Origin of the sequence: Microbispora rosea (genome assembly GCF_900156315.1) — a bacterium.
Classification (GTDB): Bacteria; Actinomycetota; Actinomycetes; order Streptosporangiales; family Streptosporangiaceae; genus Microbispora; species Microbispora rosea.
This window is the reverse complement of record NZ_FTNI01000021.1, coordinates 76,751-96,054: the sequence shown is the minus strand read 5'-3', so window position 1 is coordinate 96,054 and position 19,304 is coordinate 76,751. Positions and strand designations below refer to the sequence as shown.

21 protein-coding genes are annotated in these 19,304 nt (G+C 71.3%); 11 read left to right on the top strand and 10 right to left on the bottom strand.

Annotated features, from left to right (window positions below; all coding sequences use genetic code 11):
* Nucleotide 1: 1 nt before the first annotated feature.
* Complete coding sequence (locus tag BXA11_RS26835; RefSeq protein WP_076438950.1) at nt 2-205, bottom strand: hypothetical protein; 204 nt, start codon at nt 203-205, stop codon at nt 2-4.
* Nucleotides 206-378: 173 nt separating this feature from the next.
* Between BXA11_RS26835 and BXA11_RS41555 the strand changes: the two genes are divergently transcribed.
* Together BXA11_RS41555 and BXA11_RS26820 are read left to right on the top strand one after the other, a co-directional pair.
* Entirely contained in the window at nt 379-1,302 is a 924-nt protein-coding gene (locus BXA11_RS41555; protein ID WP_083744604.1) for a 2'-5' RNA ligase family protein, read from the top strand.
* 93 nt (nt 1,303-1,395) lie between these two features.
* Nucleotides 1,396-2,733, top strand: coding sequence for a DUF2786 domain-containing protein (locus tag BXA11_RS26820; protein ID WP_083744603.1), 1,338 nt, complete (start codon nt 1,396-1,398; stop codon nt 2,731-2,733).
* A 131-nt stretch (nt 2,734-2,864) separates the two neighbouring features.
* Here BXA11_RS26820 and BXA11_RS26815 read toward each other — a convergent pair whose 3' ends face one another.
* The gene (locus BXA11_RS26815) at nt 2,865-3,389 is read right to left on the bottom strand and encodes a DinB family protein (protein ID WP_076438946.1); all 525 of its coding nucleotides are present in this window, start codon (nt 3,387-3,389) and stop codon (nt 2,865-2,867) included.
* 114 nt (nt 3,390-3,503) lie between these two features.
* Entirely contained in the window at nt 3,504-4,232 is a 729-nt protein-coding gene (locus tag BXA11_RS26810) for a GntR family transcriptional regulator (protein ID WP_030505954.1), read from the bottom strand.
* A gap of 141 nt (nt 4,233-4,373) precedes the next feature.
* Here BXA11_RS26810 and BXA11_RS26805 point away from each other — a divergent pair, with 141 nt between their 5' ends.
* Genes BXA11_RS26805 through BXA11_RS26785 form a run of 5 tightly spaced genes read left to right on the top strand, consistent with a single transcriptional unit; the run spans nt 4,374 to nt 10,172 of the window.
* Complete coding sequence (locus BXA11_RS26805; RefSeq protein ID WP_076438944.1) at nt 4,374-5,633, top strand: extracellular solute-binding protein; 1,260 nt, start codon at nt 4,374-4,376, stop codon at nt 5,631-5,633.
* 1 nt (nt 5,634) lies between these two features.
* On the top strand, nt 5,635-6,582 hold the full coding sequence (locus tag BXA11_RS26800; RefSeq protein ID WP_083744602.1) for a carbohydrate ABC transporter permease: 948 nt from the start codon (nt 5,635-5,637) through the stop codon (nt 6,580-6,582).
* Nucleotides 6,579-7,442, top strand: a complete 864-nt coding sequence (locus BXA11_RS26795; protein WP_239105105.1) for a carbohydrate ABC transporter permease — start codon at nt 6,579-6,581, stop codon at nt 7,440-7,442. The genes BXA11_RS26800 and BXA11_RS26795 overlap by 4 nt, the downstream gene beginning before the upstream one ends.
* A complete protein-coding gene (locus BXA11_RS26790) occupies nt 7,439-8,719 on the top strand; it encodes a beta-N-acetylhexosaminidase (RefSeq protein WP_076438942.1) in 1,281 nt (426 codons plus the stop codon). Before BXA11_RS26795 ends, BXA11_RS26790 begins: the two co-directional genes overlap by 4 nt.
* Before the next feature lie 34 nt (nt 8,720-8,753).
* Nucleotides 8,754-10,172 (top strand): cellulose binding domain-containing protein, encoded by a 1,419-nt coding sequence (locus BXA11_RS26785; RefSeq protein WP_076438940.1) that lies wholly within the window; start codon nt 8,754-8,756, stop codon nt 10,170-10,172.
* Nucleotides 10,173-10,212: 40 nt separating this feature from the next.
* Here BXA11_RS26785 and BXA11_RS26780 read toward each other — a convergent pair whose 3' ends face one another.
* A complete protein-coding gene (locus tag BXA11_RS26780) occupies nt 10,213-11,004 on the bottom strand; it encodes a class II aldolase/adducin family protein (protein ID WP_076438938.1) in 792 nt (263 codons plus the stop codon).
* A gap of 176 nt (nt 11,005-11,180) precedes the next feature.
* Between BXA11_RS26780 and BXA11_RS26775 the strand changes: the two genes are divergently transcribed.
* Nucleotides 11,181-11,834, top strand: a complete 654-nt coding sequence (locus BXA11_RS26775; protein WP_076438936.1) for an HAD family hydrolase — start codon at nt 11,181-11,183, stop codon at nt 11,832-11,834.
* A gap of 4 nt (nt 11,835-11,838) precedes the next feature.
* Here the strand turns inward: BXA11_RS26775 and BXA11_RS26770 are convergent, their stop codons facing one another.
* Complete coding sequence (locus BXA11_RS26770; RefSeq protein ID WP_076438934.1) at nt 11,839-12,741, bottom strand: LysR substrate-binding domain-containing protein; 903 nt, start codon at nt 12,739-12,741, stop codon at nt 11,839-11,841.
* A 99-nt stretch (nt 12,742-12,840) separates the two neighbouring features.
* Between BXA11_RS26770 and BXA11_RS26765 the strand changes: the two genes are divergently transcribed.
* On the top strand, nt 12,841-13,668 hold the full coding sequence (locus BXA11_RS26765) for an oxidoreductase (RefSeq protein ID WP_076438932.1): 828 nt from the start codon (nt 12,841-12,843) through the stop codon (nt 13,666-13,668).
* A gap of 10 nt (nt 13,669-13,678) precedes the next feature.
* Complete coding sequence (locus BXA11_RS26760) at nt 13,679-14,440, top strand: hypothetical protein (protein ID WP_076438930.1); 762 nt, start codon at nt 13,679-13,681, stop codon at nt 14,438-14,440.
* On the opposite strand, the gene BXA11_RS26755 is transcribed toward BXA11_RS26760, so the two are convergent.
* The 5 genes from BXA11_RS26755 to BXA11_RS26735 form a co-directional block, all read right to left on the bottom strand.
* Nucleotides 14,373-14,741 (bottom strand): YybH family protein, encoded by a 369-nt coding sequence (locus BXA11_RS26755; protein WP_076438928.1) that lies wholly within the window; start codon nt 14,739-14,741, stop codon nt 14,373-14,375. The two genes, BXA11_RS26760 and BXA11_RS26755, sit on opposite strands and share 68 nt — an antisense overlap.
* Nucleotides 14,742-14,777: 36 nt before the next feature.
* On the bottom strand, nt 14,778-15,491 hold the full coding sequence (locus BXA11_RS26750) for an SDR family NAD(P)-dependent oxidoreductase (protein ID WP_076438926.1): 714 nt from the start codon (nt 15,489-15,491) through the stop codon (nt 14,778-14,780).
* Nucleotides 15,492-15,662: 171 nt separating this feature from the next.
* Entirely contained in the window at nt 15,663-16,574 is a 912-nt protein-coding gene (locus BXA11_RS45465; RefSeq protein ID WP_204053791.1) for a LysR family transcriptional regulator, read from the bottom strand.
* 59 nt (nt 16,575-16,633) lie between these two features.
* On the bottom strand, nt 16,634-17,248 hold the full coding sequence (locus BXA11_RS26740) for a TetR/AcrR family transcriptional regulator (protein ID WP_076438922.1): 615 nt from the start codon (nt 17,246-17,248) through the stop codon (nt 16,634-16,636).
* Nucleotides 17,249-17,287: 39 nt separating this feature from the next.
* Nucleotides 17,288-18,628, bottom strand: a complete 1,341-nt coding sequence (locus BXA11_RS26735) for a helix-turn-helix domain-containing protein (RefSeq protein ID WP_076438921.1) — start codon at nt 18,626-18,628, stop codon at nt 17,288-17,290.
* A 181-nt stretch (nt 18,629-18,809) separates the two neighbouring features.
* On the opposite strand from BXA11_RS26735, the gene BXA11_RS26730 reads away from it, so the two are divergent.
* Nucleotides 18,810-19,037, top strand: coding sequence for a hypothetical protein (locus tag BXA11_RS26730; RefSeq protein WP_030505938.1), 228 nt, complete (start codon nt 18,810-18,812; stop codon nt 19,035-19,037).
* Nucleotides 19,038-19,304: the final 267 nt, after the last annotated feature.

The window sequence follows — 19,304 nt, the reverse complement described above, 5'->3', positions numbered from 1 at the left end:
GTCAGCGGGAGATCTCGTACCAGTGGTAGGGGATCGACCAGTCCCAGTGCTCGGTCTCCTCCTCCTGCTCGCGCGCCGGATCGGGCGCGTCGGGACCCCAGGTCAGCGCGTAGGCGACGCCGAACTGGGCGGCCCAATACCGCCCGAGCCGTACGAATCCCCGTCCAAGGGCGAAGATCATCCGCTTCGCCAGCGAGAACAGCATCGGGCACCACTCCTCGCACGTTCAGGCACGGCACCATGTGGCCCAGATCACTTGCATCTGGAAATAAAGATTTAATCTGGCTGAATCCCCCATGTAAATGGCCAGAGCGGTACGTCACCCAGTGCAGTGGCGTCCGGTCGTATGCGTGACCATCTCGCGGGAGGATGTCGGTCATGGCACCCTTCGAGATCGGTGAGACCGCCCTGGTGGTGGAGGTCCCCTCGGCCGAGCCCCTGGTCCGGGGCCTGCGGGAACGCTACGACCCCTCGGCGGCGTACGGCATGCCCGCGCACGTCACCGTCCTGTATCCGTTCCTCCCGCGCGAACGACTCGACGACGGTGTGCTCCGCGCGCTGCGTGACCTGTTCGCGGCGCGGCGGCCGTTCGAGGTCGTGTTCGGGGGAGTCGGCCGCTTCCCGGGTGCGCTCTACCTCGCACCCGAACCGGACGGCCCGCTGCGGGAGCTCACCGAGGCGGTGACGGCCTGCCGGCCGGAGGCGCCGCCGTACGGGGGCCGGTTCGGCGACATCGTGCCGCACCTCACGGTCGCGGAGGGCCTCGACGGCGAGGCCGCGGCCGGGCTCGCCGCGGACCTGGCGGCCGGGCTGCCCATGACGACGTTCGCCGGCGGTGTGACGCTGCGGGTCTTCGACGGCGAGGGCTGGAGAGCGGAGGGCTTCTTCCCCCTGGGGGAGCCGCCGGTGGCCGAGTTCGCCTTTCCCGGGCCGCTGCGCGACCGCCTCGTGGCCGCGATCCTGAACGGCGGCAAGACGGCCACCGCGGGCCTGCTCGCGGACTACGAGCACTGCGGCGATCCCCTCCCGGTCGCCGGCCGCTGGACGGCGCTGGCCGACTCCGCCGGGCGGCGGGTGGCGCTGCTGGAGACGACGCAGGTGCGGGTGGTGCCGATCCGGGAGATCGACGAGGCGTTCGCCCGTGACGAGGGCGAGGGGTACGAGACCGTCGCCCAGTGGCGGGCCGCGCACGAGCGCTTCTGGACCGGCCCGGAGATGTCCGCAGTCCTGGGCGGACCGCCGGTGATCGACGACGACACGCCGATCGTGGCCGAACGCTTCCGCCTGCTCGGTCTCCTCTGACCACCGTTCCCGCCCGCCTGTGGATAACGTCACGGCGGCGGCGGCCGGGGCTGACAGAATCGCTCGCACGACCGATCGGGGGAGGGCGAGCGGATGAGCGGCGGAGAGCGGGAGGGCGCGCGGCGGCGGTGGAGCCTCGGGCCGCCGGGCGGAGCCGCCTGGAGCTTTCCCTGGTCGTCGTCGGGCTCTGCGGGCCAGGCGGCGGAGGAGTTGGTGACCGGTCTGCTGTCCACGGCGCTGGAGGCGCGGCACCGCCACGACGAGATCGAGTTCCGGCGATGCGTGAAGATCCTCGCGCAGGGCCAGGGGCTGCGCGAGGTCGTGGACCGCACCCTGCTCGACGCCCTGAACCGGCATGTGACGCTCGCCTGGCAGGGCGGCTGGCAGCCCGCCGACGTCGTCCGGCTGGCGGGCCGGCGGCTGGAGGCCCGGCACGTCCGCCTCGTGACCGACGCCGTCGCGGCCGAGATGCGCGCCTACGCCGCGGCGACCGTGGACGACCGCTGGCTCGACCAGCTCGACGCCGTCGGCGCGACGGTGTGGTGGGGCCGCGACGAGGAGTACCTCCGTGACGACGGCGACAGGACCGCGATGGTCGCCTGCGCGCTCCGGGTGATCCATCTGCTGGCCATGCTGCCGCCGTTGGAGCGGCTGTGCCCCGTGCCGGGAACGGACCGCCGTACGCCCGGCGCCCGGGGCGGCGCCGTCGACGAACGGACGCTCGCCCGGGTGCGGGCCCTGCTGGCCAAGGCCGAGTCGACCGGGTTCGAGGCGGAGGCCGAGACGTTCACCGCGGCGGCGCAGGCGCTGATGGCCCGGCACAGCATCGACGCCGCGCTGCTCGCCTCACGGACGCCCGGCCCGGGAGGAGCCGGCCGTCCGGAGGGGCGGCGGCTGGGAGTCGACGCGCCCTACGAGGGCCCGAAGGCGATGCTGCTGGACGTCATCGCCTCGGCCAACCACTGCCGCTCGGTGTGGAGCCGGCATTTCGGGTTCGCCACCGTGCTCGGGTTCCCCCCGGACCTGGCCGCGGTGGAGGTGCTGTTCACCTCCCTGCTGGTGCAGGCCACGACCGCGATGAGGCTGGCCGGATCCCGCCGGGACGGCTTGGGCCGTTCCCGCACGCGGTCGTTCCGGCAGTCGTTCCTCGCGGCGTACGCCCAGCGGATCGGCGAGCGGCTGCGGGAGGCGACGGGGGAGGCGGTGCGGGAAGCGATGCGGGAAGCGGCCGCCGATGCCGGGCGCGACCTGCTGCCGGTGCTGGCGGCCAGGGAACAGGCCGTCGAGGCGAGGGTCGAGGAGCTCTTCCCGACGCTGACCCTGGTCGGCGCGGGCGCGGTCAGCAACCGGGACGGCTGGATCTCCGGCCGTGCCGCCGCCGACCGGGCCGTCCTCGACGTACGCCGGAAGCTCGCGGAGGGAGGAGGTTGACGGAACCCCACACCTGGGACCCCACACCTGGGACCTGGCGCCTGGGACCTGGCACCCTCCCGGTCGGGGCGCGATGGGTCGCGCAGGCGGCGGTGCGAGCAACCAACGCCCTGCCGCGTGACGGGGGGCGCTCAGACGACGGATCCCGTGGCGCCGTCGGTGAGCTCCCGGAGGATGTCCGCGTGCCCGGCGTGCCGCGCGGTCTCCTCGATCATGTGGATGTAGATCCAGCGCAACGAGAGTGCGGCGATCTCCTCGTGCGGCACCTCGTGGTCGAGCGGCAACCGGGCGGCGATGCGCCGCGATTCGGCGCACGCCTGCTCGTACGCCGCGATCAGGGACTCGATGGTGTCGTCGTCGCCGACCGCGAAGCTCCTTTCGGCGTCCTCCTCCGTGGGCGGCGCGGTGGCCTGATCCTGCGTCAGCACCCGGCCGAACCAGTTCCGCTCCACCACGGTCAGGTGCCTGACCAGCCCGGCCAGCGTCGTCGACGACGGCACGTGACGCCGGCGCACGTCCTGCTCGGACAGCCCTTGGGCCTTGCGGACGACCATCGCGCGGAGGAAGTCGAGGAACGCCTCCAGCACCTGCCTCTCGTCGGCGGTGGCGGCACGCACCACCGCCTGCGCCGGCTCGGTCGAAGGAAGAGTGGCCATGCCCGGACCGTACGGAGTGCGCCGAGACCCCGGCAAGAGCCCGTGCCCACGCTCTCAGCGAACCCGCGTCCCCGCGGGGACGGGCTCCGCGCTTTCCGGCACGGCCATGCCGCGTCAGCCGGAGGTGTCGTCGAAGTGGAGCTCTGAGGTGATGCGGTAGCGGTCGCCGCGATAGATGGAGCGGGTGAACTCGACGACCCGGCCGCCGGCCTCGCGGGCCGTGCGTTCGATGAGCAGGGCCGGAGCGTGCTGGGGGACGCCGAGCAGTTCGGCCTCGGTCTCGTCGGTGACGGTCGGCTCGATGCTCTGGGTGGCGCGGCGGACGTCGATGCCGAACCTCGTGCGCAGGAACCGGTAGAACGAGCCGGACACCATGTCGTCGGGCCGCAGGGACTCGACCAGACGGTGCGGCAGGTGGATGCGCTCGATCGCCATCGGCTCGTCGTCCACCAGGCGGAGCCGCACGACGCGCAGGACCGGGTCGGCGGGGGAGACCTGCAGGCGGTGCGCGAGCCGGGCGGTGGCCGGGGCAGAGTCGAACTCGAGGATGCGGCTGAGCCAGTTCCCCTCGGCGGCGGGGGCGTGGAAGGAGTCGTCGCCGGCCGCGAGGGGCTGGGTGACCTTACGGCGGCCGGTGAACGTCCCCCGCCCGTGCTCCCGCACGAGCATGCCCTGCCGTACGAGTACGTCGATCGCCGCACGGAGGGTCGGGCGGGAGACCCCGAGCTCCCGCGACAGGTCGCGTTCCGAGGGGATGGCGGTGCCGGGCTCCTTGTCGGAGATCAGGTCGAGCAGGACGTCTCTGACCCGGTCGCGCTTGAGGCCCGCTGGAAGTCTCTGCACGTCCTCGACCTTACCAGTAGTTGACCACTCCTCCGGTCAATGTGCCTGGGAATACCCCGAAATTTCGCCTCTTGACAGTCCAACTGGTTAAGACCACTCTCCTCTCAACGGTTTACCAATAACTGACCACTGGGAGGACCGATGAGGTACCGCCTCCTCGCCGCGGCGGCCGCGTTCAGCCTCGTGCTCGCCGGATGCGGTTCGGCGTCCGAGCCCGGGACATCCGGAGAGACCGGCACGACCACGCTGACCGTGTGGTTCATGCGCGACAGCCTGTCGGACGCGATCGTGAAGCGGTTCACGGACGACTTCCGGCGGTCGCATCCCGGGATCGCCCTGAACGTCCAGATCCAGGAGTGGGACGGCATCGGGCAGAAGGTCACCAGCGCCCTGGCCAGCAAGGACGCCCCCGACGTCATCGAGGTCGGCAACACCCAGGTCGCCGAGTACGCCGCGAGCGGCGGGGTCAGGGACCTCACCGGCAAGGTCGCCGATCTGGGCGGCTCCGACTGGCTGCCCGGCCTGGCCGAGCCGGGGAAGATCGACGGCAGGCAGTACGGCATCCCCTGGTACGCCGCCAACCGGGTGGTCATCTACAACAAGGACCTGTTCGCCAAGGCCGGCGTCACGGCCCCGCCGAAGACCCGCGACGAGTGGATCGACGTCACCGCCAAACTGAACAAGGGCGGTGTGCAGGGCATCTACCTGCCCGGCCAGAACTGGTACACCCTCGCCGGATTCGTCTGGGACGAGGGCGGCGACCTCGCCGTCAAGGAGGGCGACCGCTGGAAGGGCGTGCTCGACACGCCGCAGGCGCTCGCCGGGATGGCGTTCTACCGGCGCCTCCAGGCGCTCGGCAAGGGACCCAAGGACTCCGACGAGGCCAGGCCGCCGCAGGCCGACGTGTTCGGCAAGGGCGACGTCGCGCAGATCGTCTCCGCTCCCGGCGGCGCGGTCGCGATCGAGAAGGCCAACCCGGACCTCAAGGGCAAGCTCGGCTTCTTCCCGATCCCCGGCAAGACGGCGGACACGCCCGGCGCCGTCTTCACCGGAGGGGCCGACCTGATCGTCCCCGAGGCGTCCGCCCACCCGGACGAGGCGTACGAGGTGGTCAAGGCCCTGGCCGGGGAGAAGTTCCAGCTCGACATGGCCAAGGAGATGAGCTACGTGCCCAACCGCACCTCGTATGCCGGGGTGCTGAGCGGTGACGAGGCCACCGCGGCGATGGCGGCGGGGGCCGCGGCCGGGCATGCCACGCCGAACTCGCCCAACTGGGCGGCGGTGGAGGCCAGGAACGTCATCAAGGAGTACATGACCAAGGTGCTCACCGGAGGCGACGCGGCCACCGAGGCGAAGGCGGCCTCCGGGGTGATCACCACGATCCTCAACACCACGTCCTGACATGGTGCGCACCCTCGCCCGTACAACGGCCCGTCCCGCTCTCGTGATCGAGGCGAGCCCCCGCAGGAAGGGCGCGCTCTGGCCCTACCTGCTGGTGGCCCCGGCCGTGGCCGGCTTCGCGTGCCTGCTCGTCTACCCGCTGGCCCGCAGCATCGTGATCTCCTTCCAGCACTTCCGGCTGGGCGAGCTGATCAGGGGCGGAGCGGACTTCGCCGGGCTCGCCAACTACGCCGAGGCCCTCGGCGGGCCGGAGTTCTGGGCGGTCGTGCGGCGAACGTTCCTGTGGACCGCCGCCAACGTCGTGCTCATCATGGTGATCGCCACGGCCGTCGCGTTGATGCTGCCGCGCCTCGGGCGGCGGATGCGGCTGGCGGTCATGAGCGGGATGGTGCTCACCTGGGCCACGCCGGTGCTCGCCGCGACCACGATCTTCCAGTGGCTCTTCCAGTCGCGCCTGGGGGTGGTCAACTGGCTGCTGGTCCGCCTCGGATTCGACTCCTTCCACGACTACACGTGGTTCGCCGACGGCGGTGCGACGTTCGCGATCCTGGTCGCGCTGGTCGTCTGGCAGTCGGTGCCCTTCGCGGCGCTCACCCTCTACGCGGGGCTCACGACCATCCCCGGCGAGCTGTACGAGGCGGCCAGGATCGACGGGGCCGGGCCCTGGCAGGTCTTCGGCCGGGTCACGTTCCCGATCCTGCGCCCGCTGTTCGGCCTGATCACGTCGTTGGAGGTCATCTGGGTCTTCACCTGCTTCGCGCAGATCTGGGCGATCAGCAAGGGCGGCCCCGGAGGAGCCACGGCCACGCTGCCGGTCTACGCGTTCCAGATCGCGCAGTCGCTGCACCGGTACGACCTGGGGTCGGCCGTCTCCACGCTCACCGTGCTGATGCTGCTCGCGGTGCTGGTCGTCCACCTGCGCCGCATGTTCCGGGAGGAGGGAGCGTGAGGCGGGTCGCGTTCAACAGAGTCGCGCTCAACAGGGCCGCGCTGAACAGAGCCGCACTGAACGCCGCCGCCCTGGGTGTGCTGGCGGTGTCGGTGTTCCCCGTCTACTGGATGGTGATCACCGCGTTCAAGCCGACGGTCGACATCCTCACCGAGACCCCGGCGTTCTGGCCCGCCCGGCCGACCCTCGACCACTTCGCCACGGCCGTACGGGCCGCGGGGTTCTGGACGTTCTGGCGCAACAGCCTGGCCGTCACCGTCAGCGCGGTGCTGCTCGCGCTGGTCGTGGCGCTGCCGTCCGCCTTCGCCGTGGCCCGGTTGCGCTGGTCCGGACGACGCGGGTTCGTCCTGATGGTCTTCGTCGCCCAGACCGCCCCCTGGTCGGCGCTGCTCGTGCCGGTCTACATCATCGCCCGCGACGCGGACATGCTCGACCGGCTGCCGACGCTGACGCTCGTGTACTTCGTCACGACGCTGCCGTTCACGATCGTGACGCTGCGCGGCTTCATCGCGGGGGTCCCGCCCGAGCTGGAGGAGGCCGCCCTGATGGACGGGTGCGGCCGCGCCGAGGCGTTCCGCCGGGTGGTGCTGCCGCTGCTCGCGCCGGGCCTGATGTCCACGTCGCTGTTCGGGTTCATCACGGCCTGGAACGAGTTCGCCTTCGCCAACGCCCTCATGATCAAGGACCAGGGCGACCGTACGCTGCCGATCTGGCTGTCCGGGTTCAGCAACGTCTTCGGCACCGACTGGGGCGCCACCATGGCCGCCGCCACGCTGTTCATGCTTCCCGTCCTGCTCGTCTTCCTCGTGCTCCAGCGCCGCGTGTCCGCCGGGATGATCGCGGGCGCGGTGAAGGGATGACCCAGATGATGATCCCGCGGCCCCGCGAGGTGGCCGTGCTCGGGGGAACCGTCGCGCTCCACGACGGCCTCGTACGGCACGCGCCCGACGATCCCCGGCTCGGGGAGGAGGGGTATCGGATCGACGTCACCCCCGACGGCGCCGAACTCGCCGCAGGGGGGCCCGCCGGCCGCTTCTACGGCCTGCGCACCCTGGCGGCGCTCGGCCCCGAGGCGCCGCTGTGCCGGATCGCCGACCGGCCCGCGCACTCCTGGCGCGGGGTGATGCTCGACGTCGCCCGGCACTTCATGCCGAAGGACTTCGTGCTGCGGCTGATCGACCTGCTCGCGGTGCACCGGCTCAACCGGCTGCACCTGCACCTGACCGACGACCAGGGCTGGCGGCTGCAGATCAAGCGCTATCCCCGGCTCACCGAGATCAGCGGGGAGCACTACACCCAGGAGGACATCCGGGAGATCGTGTCGTACGCCGCCGACCGGTTCGTCACGATCGTGCCCGAGATCGAGATGCCGGGGCACGCCCAGGCGGCCATCGCCGCCTACCCCTGGCTCGGCAACCAGCCGTCGCGCCGCCTGCCGGTGCGGGACTCGTGGGGGATCAGCCCGCACGTGTTCAACCTGGAGGAGGCCGCCGTCGGCTTCTGCCGGGACGTGCTCGACGAGGTCATGGACCTGTTCCCCGGCGAGTACGTCCACCTCGGCGGCGACGAGTGCCCGCCGGACGAGTGGGAGCGCAGCGAGGCGGCGCTGCGGCGGATCGCCGAGCTCGGGCTGCCGGGCCCGGACGCGGCGCGGGCGTGGTTCACCGCCACCGCCGGCGCCCACGTGACCTCCCGCGGCCGGCGCCCGATCCACTGGTACGACGGGCCCGGAGGGGCTCGCGACGTGACGGCGATGACCTGGCTCGACCACGAGAGCGGCCCGCGGGCGGCGCTCGAAGGGTTCGACGTTGTGCTGGCCCCGCACACCAGCACCTACTTCGACTATCCCGCCGACGCCCCCGGGCCGCACGGGCGGATGCTCTCCCTCGCCGACGTCTACGGGTTCGCGCCGCCCGCGGCCCCGGAGGGGGCCGCCGGCCGGATCCTCGGCGTGCAGTGCCAGCTCTGGACCGAATACATGCCCACGCCCGAAGACGTCGAGGCGATGGCCTTCCCCCGGCTGTGCGCCTTCGCCGAGGTGGCCTGGGGCACGGCGGGGGACTACCGCGATTTCCTGCACAGGCTCACCCCCCACCTGGAGTCCCTGGGCGTCCGGCCGGGGCCGGGCATCCCCTGACTCCGTGACCACCCCCCACGAAAGGAAGACTGCGGTGTCACGAAAGCTCTTATGGGGCGGTCTCGCGGCCGTCCTGCTGGCCGCGCTGGTCGTGGCCCTGCCCGCGGAGGCGGCCCAGTCGCTGCGCCTGCGCTACAAGACCAGCGCCACCGGCGCCACCGCCGACCAGGTGGAGCCGTGGTTCGACCTGGTCAACAGCGGGACCACGGCGGTGCCGCTGAACACCGTGAAGATCCGCTACTACTTCACCGCGGACTCGCCGGCCCAGCAGTACCGTTTCGCCTGCTCATGGGCGGTCGTCTCCTGCTCGACCGTCACCGGCGCCTTCCAGACGATCTCGGGCACGGCCGCCGCCGACCGCTACCTGGAGGTCGGCTTCACCTCCGGCAGCCTGGCGGCCGGCGCCTCGACCGGCGACATGCAACTGCGCTTCTACCGGTCCGACTGGCAGACGATCCGGCAGAGCGACGACTACTCCTTCGGCCCCGCCCGGACGACGTACGGCGACTGGGACAAGGTCGCGGTCTACCAGGGCGGCACGCTGGTCTGGGGCGTCCCGCCCGCGGGCGTGACCGACCCCTCGCCGTCCCCGTCACCCTCCGCCTCGCCCTCCGCCTCGCCTTCGCCGGGCGGGCCCGGCGGCGGCAGCGGGGTCGTCTTCGACGACTTCGCCTACGCCTCCTCGTCCGATCCGCAGATCACCGCGCACAACTGGACCGTGCGGACCAACAGCGGCGGCCCCGGCGTCCCCGGAGCGAGCTGGCCGGCGTCCAACGTGAGCTTCCCCGTCGTCACCGGGAGCAACAAGGCCCTGCAACTGCGGGCGGCCACCGACGGCACCGCCGGGGGCACCTCGCAGGCCGAGTTCCTGCACCAGCGCAAGTTCTTCGAAGGCACGTACGCCGCGCGGGTGAGGTTCGCCGACGCCCCCGACAGCGGCCCGGACGGCGACAACATCGTCGAGACGTTCTTCACCATCACGCCCCTGGCGTACGACCTCGACCCGGACTACAGCGAGCAGGACTTCGAGTATCTGCCGAACGGCGGCTGGGGCGCGCAGGGCCCGATCATGTACACGACCACCTGGGAGACCTACCGCAACGAGCCCTGGCTCGCGGTCAACACGCACACCGAGCGGACGGCGAGCTACGCCGGCTGGCACGACCTCGTGCTTCAGGTCTCCGGCGGCTCGGTCCGTTACTACATCGACGGCACGCTGTTCGCCGAGCACGGCGGCGACTACTACCCCGAGACCCCGCAGTCGGTGAACTTCAACCTCTGGTTCATCGGCGGCGGGCTGCTGGGCAGCGCCACCCCGCGCGTCTACACCCAGCAGGTCGACTGGTTCTACTTCAGCAAGAACGAGGTCGTGGCTCCGGCCGACATCACCTCCAGGGTGAACGCCTTCCGGAGCGCCGGCACCACGTGGAAGGACACCGTGCCGATGCCGTAGCCGACGTCGCCCGGGCCCCGGCGTCCGGGGCCCGGGCCGTTCAGCCGAGCAGGTCGGGGTCGGAGGCGAGGATCTGGTCCAGCAGGGGCTGGAAGTTGATCCAGCCGACGACGTCGTTGCCGATCTGGCCGTGGGTGAGCTTGGCGTTCTCGTGCGAGATGGGCACCGTCGGCCCGGCGGCCTTGGCCGCGAGCTGCGCCTGGCAGCTTCGTTCCATCGTGATGAACCACCAGGCCGCCGCCTCCACGCTGTCGCCCACGGTCAGCAGCCCGTGGTTGCGCAGGATCACCGCCTTGTGCGAGCCCAGTGCCTGCGCGATGCGGCGGCCCTCCTCGGTCTCCACCACCACCCCGGTGTAGTCGTCGAACAGGGCGTGGTCTTCGTAGAACGCGCACGCGTCCTGCGTCAGCGGTTCGAGCAGCGTGCCCAGCGCCGACAGGGCCTTGCCGTACACGGAGTGGGAGTGGGCGGCCGCGACCACCTCGGGCCTGGCCTGATGGACCATCGAGTGGATGGCGAACGCCGCCTGGTTGACGTGATAGCGGCCCTCCACCACCTGGCCCTCGTGGTTGACCAGGATCAGGTCGCTGACCGTGATCTGCTTGAACGACATCCCGAACGGGTTCACCCAGAAGTGATCGGTGTGCTCCGGGTCCCGGGCCGTGATGTGTCCGGCCACGCCCTCCTCGAAGCCGAACCTCCCGAACAGGCGCAGCGCCGCCGCGAGCCGCTCCTTGCGGTGGAGCCGCTCCTCCTCCACGGTCTCGAACGTCGGCGGCAGCCGGAAGGCGAGCTGGTCGGCGGGCACCGGCTGCAGGTCGGACAGGCTCATCGCGGCTCCCAGGCTCGTGAGGCGTACCCGTCCAGCCTGTCTCCGGCACCGTCTCCTGTCCATGGCGAAACCGAATCGTTTTCGGTCTTCTCGTGGGTTCGGCCCTGTCCAATGGGGCAGTGGAGCCCGACCGAATCCGCGTAAGGTGCAGGCAACGCGAGAGTCAGGAGGTACCGATGCGGCTGGAGGCGGTCTTCTTCGATGTCGGAGAGACCCTGGTGGACGAGACCCGCGAGTACGGCACCTGGGCCGACTGGCTGGGGGTCCCGCGGCACACCTTCTCCGCCGTCTTCGGCGCCGTGATCGCACGCGGCGGCGACTACCGGGACACCTTCCAGCATTTCCGGCCCGGGTTCGACCTCGACACCGAGCGGGAGCGCCGGGCCGGGGAAGGCCAGGCCGAGACGTTCGGCGAGGAGAACCTCTACCCCGACGCCCGCCCCTGCATGGCCGAGTTACGGGAGATGGGGCTGAGCGTCGGCCTCGCGGGCAACCAGACCGCCCGCGCCGAGACCATCCTGCGCGCCCTCGACCTGCCCGTGGACGTGATCGGCACCTCCGACGGCTGGGGGGTGGAGAAACCGGACGCGTCCTTCTTCGACCGGGTGGTGACGGAGGCCGGCTGCCCGGCGGAGTCCGTCCTCTACGTGGGCGACCGCCTCGACAACGACATCCGGCCCGCTCAGAAGGCCGGGCTGCGCACCGCCCTCGTACGGCGGGGTCCCTGGGGCCACATCCTCCGCGACGAGCAGGCGGCCCGGGCGTGCCTGTTCCACGTCGACTCGCTGGCCGAGCTGCCCGCCCTGATCCGCAAGCACAACGGCGACTGATCGCTCAACCGGCCTCGGTGAGGTCGATCGAGGCGGCCAGGCCCGCCGCCACGTCGAGCAGGTTGCGTACGGCCTGCCGGTCGCGGGCGGGGTGCCAGGCCATGACGGTCTCGGCCTGTTCGCCGGCGATCGGCACGAAGGCGACCCCGCTGCGCCGGAGGCTGTGCGCGGACCGGGCGAGCCGCGTGACGCCGACACCGGCGGCGACCAGGCCGAGCAGGCTCGGCACGCCGTCGGCCCGCTGCACCACCCGCGGCTCGAAGCCCGCCGCGCGGAAGTCCTCGTCGTACTTGCGATGCCACGGCTCCCACGAGCCGCGCGGGGTGAGCACCCACGGCTCGCCGGCCAGATCCGCGAGCCGCAGCTCGGGCCGCCCGGCGAGCGGGTGGCCCGCCGGCAGGACCGCGCAGACGGGCTCGGCGACCAGCGTCGCGGTCACCAGGTCGTCGACCAGCGGTGGCCGGGTGAAGGCGGCGTCATACCGGTCCTCGCGCAGGCCCGCCACGAGGTCGGCGATCGCGACGGCCTCGGCGAGCAGCTCGACGTCCGGATACCGCTCGCGGAACGCGCGGACGACCGGCGGCATCATGTAGTTCGCGGTGGAGACGAGGAAGGCCACCCGGAGCCTGCCGACCTCACCGCGCACCGCCCTGCGGGCGGTCTCCAGGGCCGCGTCCGCGTGCGTCAGAACGGCCCGCGCCTCGGGCAGGAACACGCGGCCGACCTCGGTCAGCCGCGTGCCCCGGGTGTCGCGGTCGAACAGCCGTGCGCCGAGGGCGTGTTCGAGCGCCGCGATCTGCTGCGAGAGCGACTGCTGGGCGATGTGCAGCTCCCGTGCGGCGACGGTGAAGCTCAGTTGCTCGGCCACGGCGACGAAATACCGCAGATGACGCAGCTCTGGGGTCACAGGCTCCGACTGTAACCCCGCAGGGAACGTGTGTTGGCCGCGCGGGGCACGCTCCGGGGAGAGTGGTCGCACTGATCACGAGAACACGAGGAGTGGACCATGACCGGACGGGTGTGGTTGATCACCGGATGCTCGGCGGGCTTCGGCCGGGAGCTGGCCGAGGCCGCTCTGGCTGCGGGGGACCGGGTGATGGCGACCGCGCGACGGCCTGAGACGCTGGCGGACCTGGTGGAAACGGGTGGTGACCGTGTGCGCGTGGCGCGGCTGGACGTCACCGACACCTCGTCGATCGACGTCGCGGTGGCCGAGACCGTGTCGGCCTTCGGCCGGATCGACGTCGTGGTGAACAACGCCGGCCACGGGTCGGTGGGGGCCGTCGAAGAACTCGACATGGCCGACCTGCGTGCGCTGATGGAGGTCATGTTCTTCGGGGCGGTGGCCGTGACCAAGGCCGTCCTGCCGCATCTGCGCAGGCAGGGGAGCGGGACGATCGTGCAGATGAGCTCGATGGGCGGGCAGCTCAGCATGCCGGGGTTCGGCGCCTACTGCGCCGCCAAGTTCGCCCTGGAGGGACTGTCGGAGGCGCTCGCCGCCGAGGTCGCGCCCTTCGGCGTACGAGTGCTGATCGTGGAGCCGGGGGCGTTCCGCACCGAGTTCGGCGGCCACCGCATGCACCGCTCGGAGCCCATCGACGCCTACCAGGCGTCGGCGGGCGCGACCCGGGCGGTGGTGGACCAGATGGACGGCACCCAGCCGGGAGACCCGGCCAAGGCGGCGCAGGCGATCCTCCAGGTCCTCGACCACGCCGACCCTCCGCTGCGGCTCGCTCTGGGCGACGACGCGGTGGACGCCGTCCGCGCCCACCACGAGACGCTCCGCGCCGACCTCGACCGCTGGGAGAAGCTCAGCCGGGCGACGAGCCTCTAGAGTTGCCCGGGTGACGGCTGATCACGACATCGATCTCGTGCCGCTGCTCGGCCGGGCATGGGAAACGGTGGACCACCGGGATGCGCTGGCCGAGATCGTCAGGCTCGGCTGGACGCCGTGCGGGGTGGGCGACTGGGCCGTCGGGCTGCGTTCGCCGCGGGGCCTGCTTGCGGCGCGGATATGCCCCTTCGACCCTGCGTACCCGGCATTCCTGGAGTTGTGCCGCCGCTGCCCCGGCAACCCGTACCTGCCGCGGGTGTCGCTCACCGAGGCGCTCGACGGCGGCGGCTCGCTCACGGTCCTGGAGTTCCTGGCCCCCGCCGAGGAGGCCGAGGCGGCGGCGGTCGCCCGGCGGTGGCGCGAGGGGACGGGCGACGAGGCGTTCGACGCCGTGCGGACCACCGCCCACGCCGTGGACGAGGAATGGCGGGCACGGATGCCGTGGTGGGACGGGATCGACCTCAACAGCGGCAACGTCCGCCGGGCGGTGGACGGGAGGATCGTGCTCGTCGACGTGTTCTGCATGGACGGGGCGTCGCTCTACCGCCAGGTGCTCGACGACTCCGCCGTAGTGCGCGAGCGCCTGTCCGCCGCCGCGACGCGCCACCTGTTGGACATCCCGTTCATCGCCCGCGAGAGCTCCCCGGCCGAGATCGAGGCGCTGCGCGCGGCGTGGCGGGCCGGCGATCACCCCGTCTCGGGGATCAGAGGCGGGAGACCTGGTAGTGGCCGATGCGCCAGCCCTCCTCCGTCCGCTTCACCAGCACACTGAGGTAGACGTTCAGAGTGGGGCGATCGGCGAAGGAGAAGTCGACGGCCAGGTAACCGAGGACGAGGCCGTCAGCGGGCGCCGCGGTTTCCAAAATGCGGTACGCGGCCGTCAGTCCGGGTGGCTGGGAGTCGTAGTAGGCCGCCACACCCGGCCTCCCGACGGTGTAGGGGCGCAGCCCCTGGAAGATCGCGTCCTCCGTGAACAGGGCTGCGACCTGCTGCGGTCGATGGGCGTCGATCCCGGCCTTCCACCGGTCGAGGACGTCCCTCAGGATCGTTTCTCTGTCCTTGTCGCTGGTCATCAGGCGTCTCCTACCGGTGGGGCCGGGGTGTGCGGATCAGTGGCCGGCGCTCATGCCGCCGTCGACGTGGAGGATCTCGCCGGTGATGAAGGGGGCGTTCTCCAGGTAGACGACCGCGTCCGCGACGTCGCTCAGCTCGCCCATCCGGCGTACCGGGTGCAGCGCTGCGAGGGCCTCGTGGGTCTCCTCGGGGTGCATAGGGGTCTTGATGGAGCCCGGTGAGACGGCGTTGACGCGGATGCCGCGCGTGGCGTACTCGATGGCGAGCGACTTGGTCGCGGACTGCAGGCCGCCCTTGGTCAGCGAGGCCAGCACGGACGGGACCCGGGAATCGGCGTTGTCGACCAGGCTGGTGGTGATGGTGACGACGTGGCCGCCTCCCTGGTTCAGCATGCGCGCGATGGCGAGCTGGGTGAGGTGGAAGAAGCCGTCGAGGTTCACCCTGGTCACCGCGCTGTAGTCGTCGAGGGTGTAGTCGGTGAACGGCTTGGCGACGAAGATGCCCGCGTTGTTGACCAGGGTGTCCACCCGGCCGAACCGCTCGACGGCCGCGGCGATCGCGCGTTCGGCGGTGGCGGGGTCGGCGACGTCGCCCTGGACGGTGAGGACGTAGGGGTCGTCGGAGGGCGTGATGGTGCGCGAGACGGCGACGACGGCGTAGCCCAGCTTGCGGTAGGCCTCGACCAGCGCGGCGCCGATGCCCTGCGAGGCACCGGTGACGAGGGCGACCTTCTGCTGCTGAATGCTCATGATGATCCTTCTCCAGTGGGAGCCGGTCGACTTACTAGTCAACCGGTCGTCTATTTCTTCCTGTGAACCTAGGCCCACTGGAGAGGTGCAGTCAAAGGTTGGACAGGCATCATCCGGAACCGGAATGCTCTCAGCTGGTAGGAGAAAACTCCTACAGTTCCGGCAGCTGGATCAGCTACGGTGCGGATCGCCCTCGGGCAGCCAGGCGTCCGGGCTGTGGATCCCGAAGTGGCCGTCGGCGCGGAGCGCCTCGACGACGGCGAGCACCGAGGTGCGGACCTCGCCGCGGCGCCACACCAGAGACCAGGTCCAGTAGATCTCCGGCGCGATGACCGGCCGCCGGACGAGGTCCGGCGGCAGCGGGGTGGTCTGGCCCTTCGGCGAGTTGATGATCGGACGTCGGCAGCGGCGCACGTGGTCGAAGAACGCCGGGCCGGTGATGCCGCCGTCGGAGATGCGGACCGCGCCGGCCCCGGTCTGGTCGGCCAGCTCCTCGGCGTACGCGTTCCAGGACGACCAGGAGGTGGCGTCGCCGTCGAGGAGTACGCCGGTCTCGCGGGCGGGAACCGGGGTGGTGTCACGGCCGGTGGCCACGGCGTAGAGGCGGTCGGCGCCGATGAGCTGAGCGTCCAGGCGGAGTCGCTCCAGATCGCCGGTGCGCAGCCAGCAGATGGCGAGGTCCAGGCCGCCTTCGGCGACCCGGGCGGCCTGGGTGTGCGAAGGCGCGACCCAGGCGTCGACATGGACCTGCGCCACCGCCGCCGTACGCGCGATCAGGTCCGGTGGCATCCAGTTGACGTAGCCGAGCCGGACCGGTTCTGATCCGGCCAGCCGGCGGGCCCGGTGCCGGAGGTCGTCGGCGCGTTCCAGCAGGGCACGGGCGTCGGGAAGCAGGGCGAAACCGGCCGGTGTGAGGGACACCGAGCGGCGGTCCCGGTCGAACAGACGCACGCCCAGGTCGCGCTCCAGCGCCTTGATCTGCTGGGACAGGGAAGGGCCGGCGATCAGCAGACGCCTGGCGGCGCTGCCGAAGTTCAGTTCCTCGGCGACCGCGACGAAGTACCGCAGCTGGCGCAGCTCCACACTCGCCATGCTAGGCCGGTGAGAGGTTGCGCCTACCAGCCCCGGCCATCAAGGCAGGCTCAGAGACCGCCGGCCATCTCTGCGCGGGCACCGAGCAGCGCCAGGCAGTTGGCCCACAGGGGGCCGAGCCGCTGCGTGTCGTTGTAGAGCTTGGCGAACAGGACGTGCCCCTCCAGCTGGGCCACCACCGACCGCGCGGCTTCCCTGGTGTCGGCCACGGTGACATCCCCGCGCGCCAGAGCCTCGACGACGACCGCGTCGATCATGTCGACCTGCGCGTCGAAGATCTCCTGCAGCCGTCCGCGGATGGCTTCGGTCTGGTTGCTCATCTCCAGCGTGAGATTCCCGAACAGGCAGCCCGAGACGGTGCCGCAGTCCCGCTGTCCGGCACGTTGGACGGCCTGGGTCGCCTCGAACAGCCGGCGCAGGCGGTCCAGCGGCTCCCCCTCGCCGGCCAGGATGCGCTTCCATGTCCGCTCCTGGTCGGCCCAGTGCTCGTCGATGACCGCCAGGGCGAGAGCTTCCTTGGTGTCGAAGAAGTAGTAGAAGCTGCCCTTGGGCACGCCGGCCGACTTGCAGATCTCCGCCACGCCCAGGGCGGAGTAACCGCGCAGCTCGATGAGTGTCCGGGCAGCGCCGAGGATCTTCTCCTTGGCATCGCTGGTCCGTCCCATACGATCAGTATACGACCGGTCGTATAAACGCCGCCCTCGTCACATCGTGAGCTCGGGGTGCCTGGATCGGCCGAGGTCGGTCAGCCGTTCGTCCAGCGCCCGCGTCTGGGCGGCGGGCGGCAGGACCTTCAGCACGCGGCGTACGCGGTCGTGGCCGATCGCGTACCACTGGTCGTCGAGCGCGTCGACCGCCTGGTTGAGGTGTTCGGCGGCCTGGTCGTCGTCGGTGGGGGCGTGGGCGGCGGCGAGGTCGGCGAGCAGCACCGAGCGCTGCTTGCCGCCGTTCGGGCCCAGGTCGTCGAGCGCCTTGCGCAGCCGGCGGGTCGCCTCCTCGTGGTTGCCCGCCGTCAGCGCGCTGTAGCCGGCGAACCCGTCGAGCCTCGCCCGCTCGAAGAAGTCCAGCCACGCGGGGTCGTCGCCGCCCGCGTCCACCATCTGGTCGGCGCGGTCGATGTGGCGCATGCACTCCTTCGGCTCGCCGCAGCGGGCCGAGATCTCCGACGCCACGCAGTGCAGCCAGGCCCTGGTGAGCGGGCCGACGCCGTGCCAGGCGTGCGCGAACGCCGCGTCCAGCAGACCCAGGGCGTCCGTACGGTTGCCCTCGAACCCCGGCACGAACGCCGCGTGGGCGAGCACGGCGGCGGCGAGCGGATGGTCGCCGCACTCCCGGGTGGCCGACAGGGCCATCCGGTACAGCCGCGCCGCGGTGGGGCCGTCGTCGAGGTCGAAGAAGGCGACCCGGCCCGACAGCAGGGCCGAGCGCGCGGCCGCCTCGGCGAGCGTCTGCCTGACCGCACCCTCCGGCGCCGCCCGCAGCAGGCTCATCCCGAGCCGGGTGTGCGCGACCGACGCCTGGAAGATGTCGTCCGGCGGCGAGGTCCAGTAGAGGGCGGCCTGCTTGTCGACGACCCGGGCGAACGCCTCGGCCGACTCGGCGTCGACCCCGCGCCCGCGTTCCACCGCCGCGGGAAGACGCTCGCCGCCCTCGCCGAGGAGCGGAGCGAGCACGCCCGCGCCGAGAAGCCCCCGCAGGAACGTGGAGCGGTCGATGCCTTCTGCGACGATCATGCTCAGCAGCCTCCGTATCTCGTCCACCACCTCCGTGACCGGCCGCATGGCCATCTCGTCGGGGGTGAGCAGTCCCAGCTCGCTCGCGGGCTTGTCGAAAATCGTCACGATGTGCTTGCGGTAGCGCGGATCCGGCCACCGCTCACCGGTCTCCCACCGTCGAACGGTGTTGGCCGTCAGGCCGGTGTCCTTCTCGTCGCACGACCGCATGGACGCGCGGATACGCTCGCACAGCTCCTCGTAGGACCACCCGCGCTGCAGGCGTTCCCACGCGAGCCGGCGGTTCGGCGGATGGCGGTGGTTGGCCGGCATGTCGCACCCCTCCTCGCACGACCGCAAGCACGCTGTGTCAGCGTGACACGCTGACACTACGGGAGATTCTGTGTTCGTGCGGCTACTGGCTGTGATTGGACGTCCTCTGGCTGATACTCCAACCACTTCATAAGCGCTTAGCTTGGCCCACTTCCGCGAGCAGCCGTTGGAGATGGGTGACATGACCACGTTGGAGGACATCGCACGGGTCCATACCGGCTGGATCATCTGGCGGTCGGACGTCGGCCGCTGGTGGGCGACCAGGCGCGGGCCGGTAGACCTCGAAGCGATCCGCATGGGATGCGCGATGACGCTCGACGCCGACGATCCCGAGGCCCTCGACGCCGCTCTGGCCGCGCAGGCCGAGTTGACCGCCACCTTCGCCGCCGACCCCGCCGCCGCCGGGTGACCGGGGGCCGCCGGTGCGGTCGGCGCCCGCACCGGAGACGGTCCTTCACGGAGTCGACGACGTGAACCGCGCAGGCGCCGTTGCCGGTGCCTGCGCGTCGATTTGCCTACCCCTCGCCGCTCTCGTTCACCGCGTACATCTGCACCTGCCGCAGGTGCTTGACGCCCAGTTTCTGCGTGCACCGCTTGGCCTCGGGTCTTGGTGGAGGGTCCTGCTTGCGCCGGGTTCGTACCGGGGCTTTCCGCTTTGGATGCATATCGCTATAGT

Bases quoted from the DNA above. Each gene is read 5' to 3' on its own strand.
- BXA11_RS26835 (WP_076438950.1), bottom strand. From the start codon at position 205: ATGCTGTTCTCGCTGGCGAAGCGGATGATCTTCGCCCTTGGACGGGGA.
- BXA11_RS41555 (WP_083744604.1), top strand. From the start codon at position 379: ATGGCACCCTTCGAGATCGGTGAGACCGCCCTGGTGGTGGAGGTCCCC.
- BXA11_RS26820 (WP_083744603.1), top strand. From the start codon at position 1,396: ATGAGCGGCGGAGAGCGGGAGGGCGCGCGGCGGCGGTGGAGCCTCGGG.
- BXA11_RS26815 (WP_076438946.1), bottom strand. From the start codon at position 3,389: ATGGCCACTCTTCCTTCGACCGAGCCGGCGCAGGCGGTGGTGCGTGCC.
- BXA11_RS26805 (WP_076438944.1), top strand. From the start codon at position 4,374: ATGAGGTACCGCCTCCTCGCCGCGGCGGCCGCGTTCAGCCTCGTGCTC.
- BXA11_RS26800 (WP_083744602.1), top strand. From the start codon at position 5,635: ATGGTGCGCACCCTCGCCCGTACAACGGCCCGTCCCGCTCTCGTGATC.
- BXA11_RS26790 (WP_076438942.1), top strand. From the start codon at position 7,439: ATGACCCAGATGATGATCCCGCGGCCCCGCGAGGTGGCCGTGCTCGGG.
- BXA11_RS26780 (WP_076438938.1), bottom strand. From the start codon at position 11,004: ATGAGCCTGTCCGACCTGCAGCCGGTGCCCGCCGACCAGCTCGCCTTC.
- BXA11_RS26775 (WP_076438936.1), top strand. From the start codon at position 11,181: ATGCGGCTGGAGGCGGTCTTCTTCGATGTCGGAGAGACCCTGGTGGAC.
- BXA11_RS26765 (WP_076438932.1), top strand. From the start codon at position 12,841: ATGACCGGACGGGTGTGGTTGATCACCGGATGCTCGGCGGGCTTCGGC.
- BXA11_RS26755 (WP_076438928.1), bottom strand. From the start codon at position 14,741: ATGACCAGCGACAAGGACAGAGAAACGATCCTGAGGGACGTCCTCGAC.
- BXA11_RS26750 (WP_076438926.1), bottom strand. From the start codon at position 15,491: ATGAGCATTCAGCAGCAGAAGGTCGCCCTCGTCACCGGTGCCTCGCAG.
- BXA11_RS26740 (WP_076438922.1), bottom strand. From the start codon at position 17,248: ATGGGACGGACCAGCGATGCCAAGGAGAAGATCCTCGGCGCTGCCCGG.
- BXA11_RS26735 (WP_076438921.1), bottom strand. From the start codon at position 18,628: ATGCCGGCCAACCACCGCCATCCGCCGAACCGCCGGCTCGCGTGGGAA.
- BXA11_RS26730 (WP_030505938.1), top strand. From the start codon at position 18,810: ATGACCACGTTGGAGGACATCGCACGGGTCCATACCGGCTGGATCATC.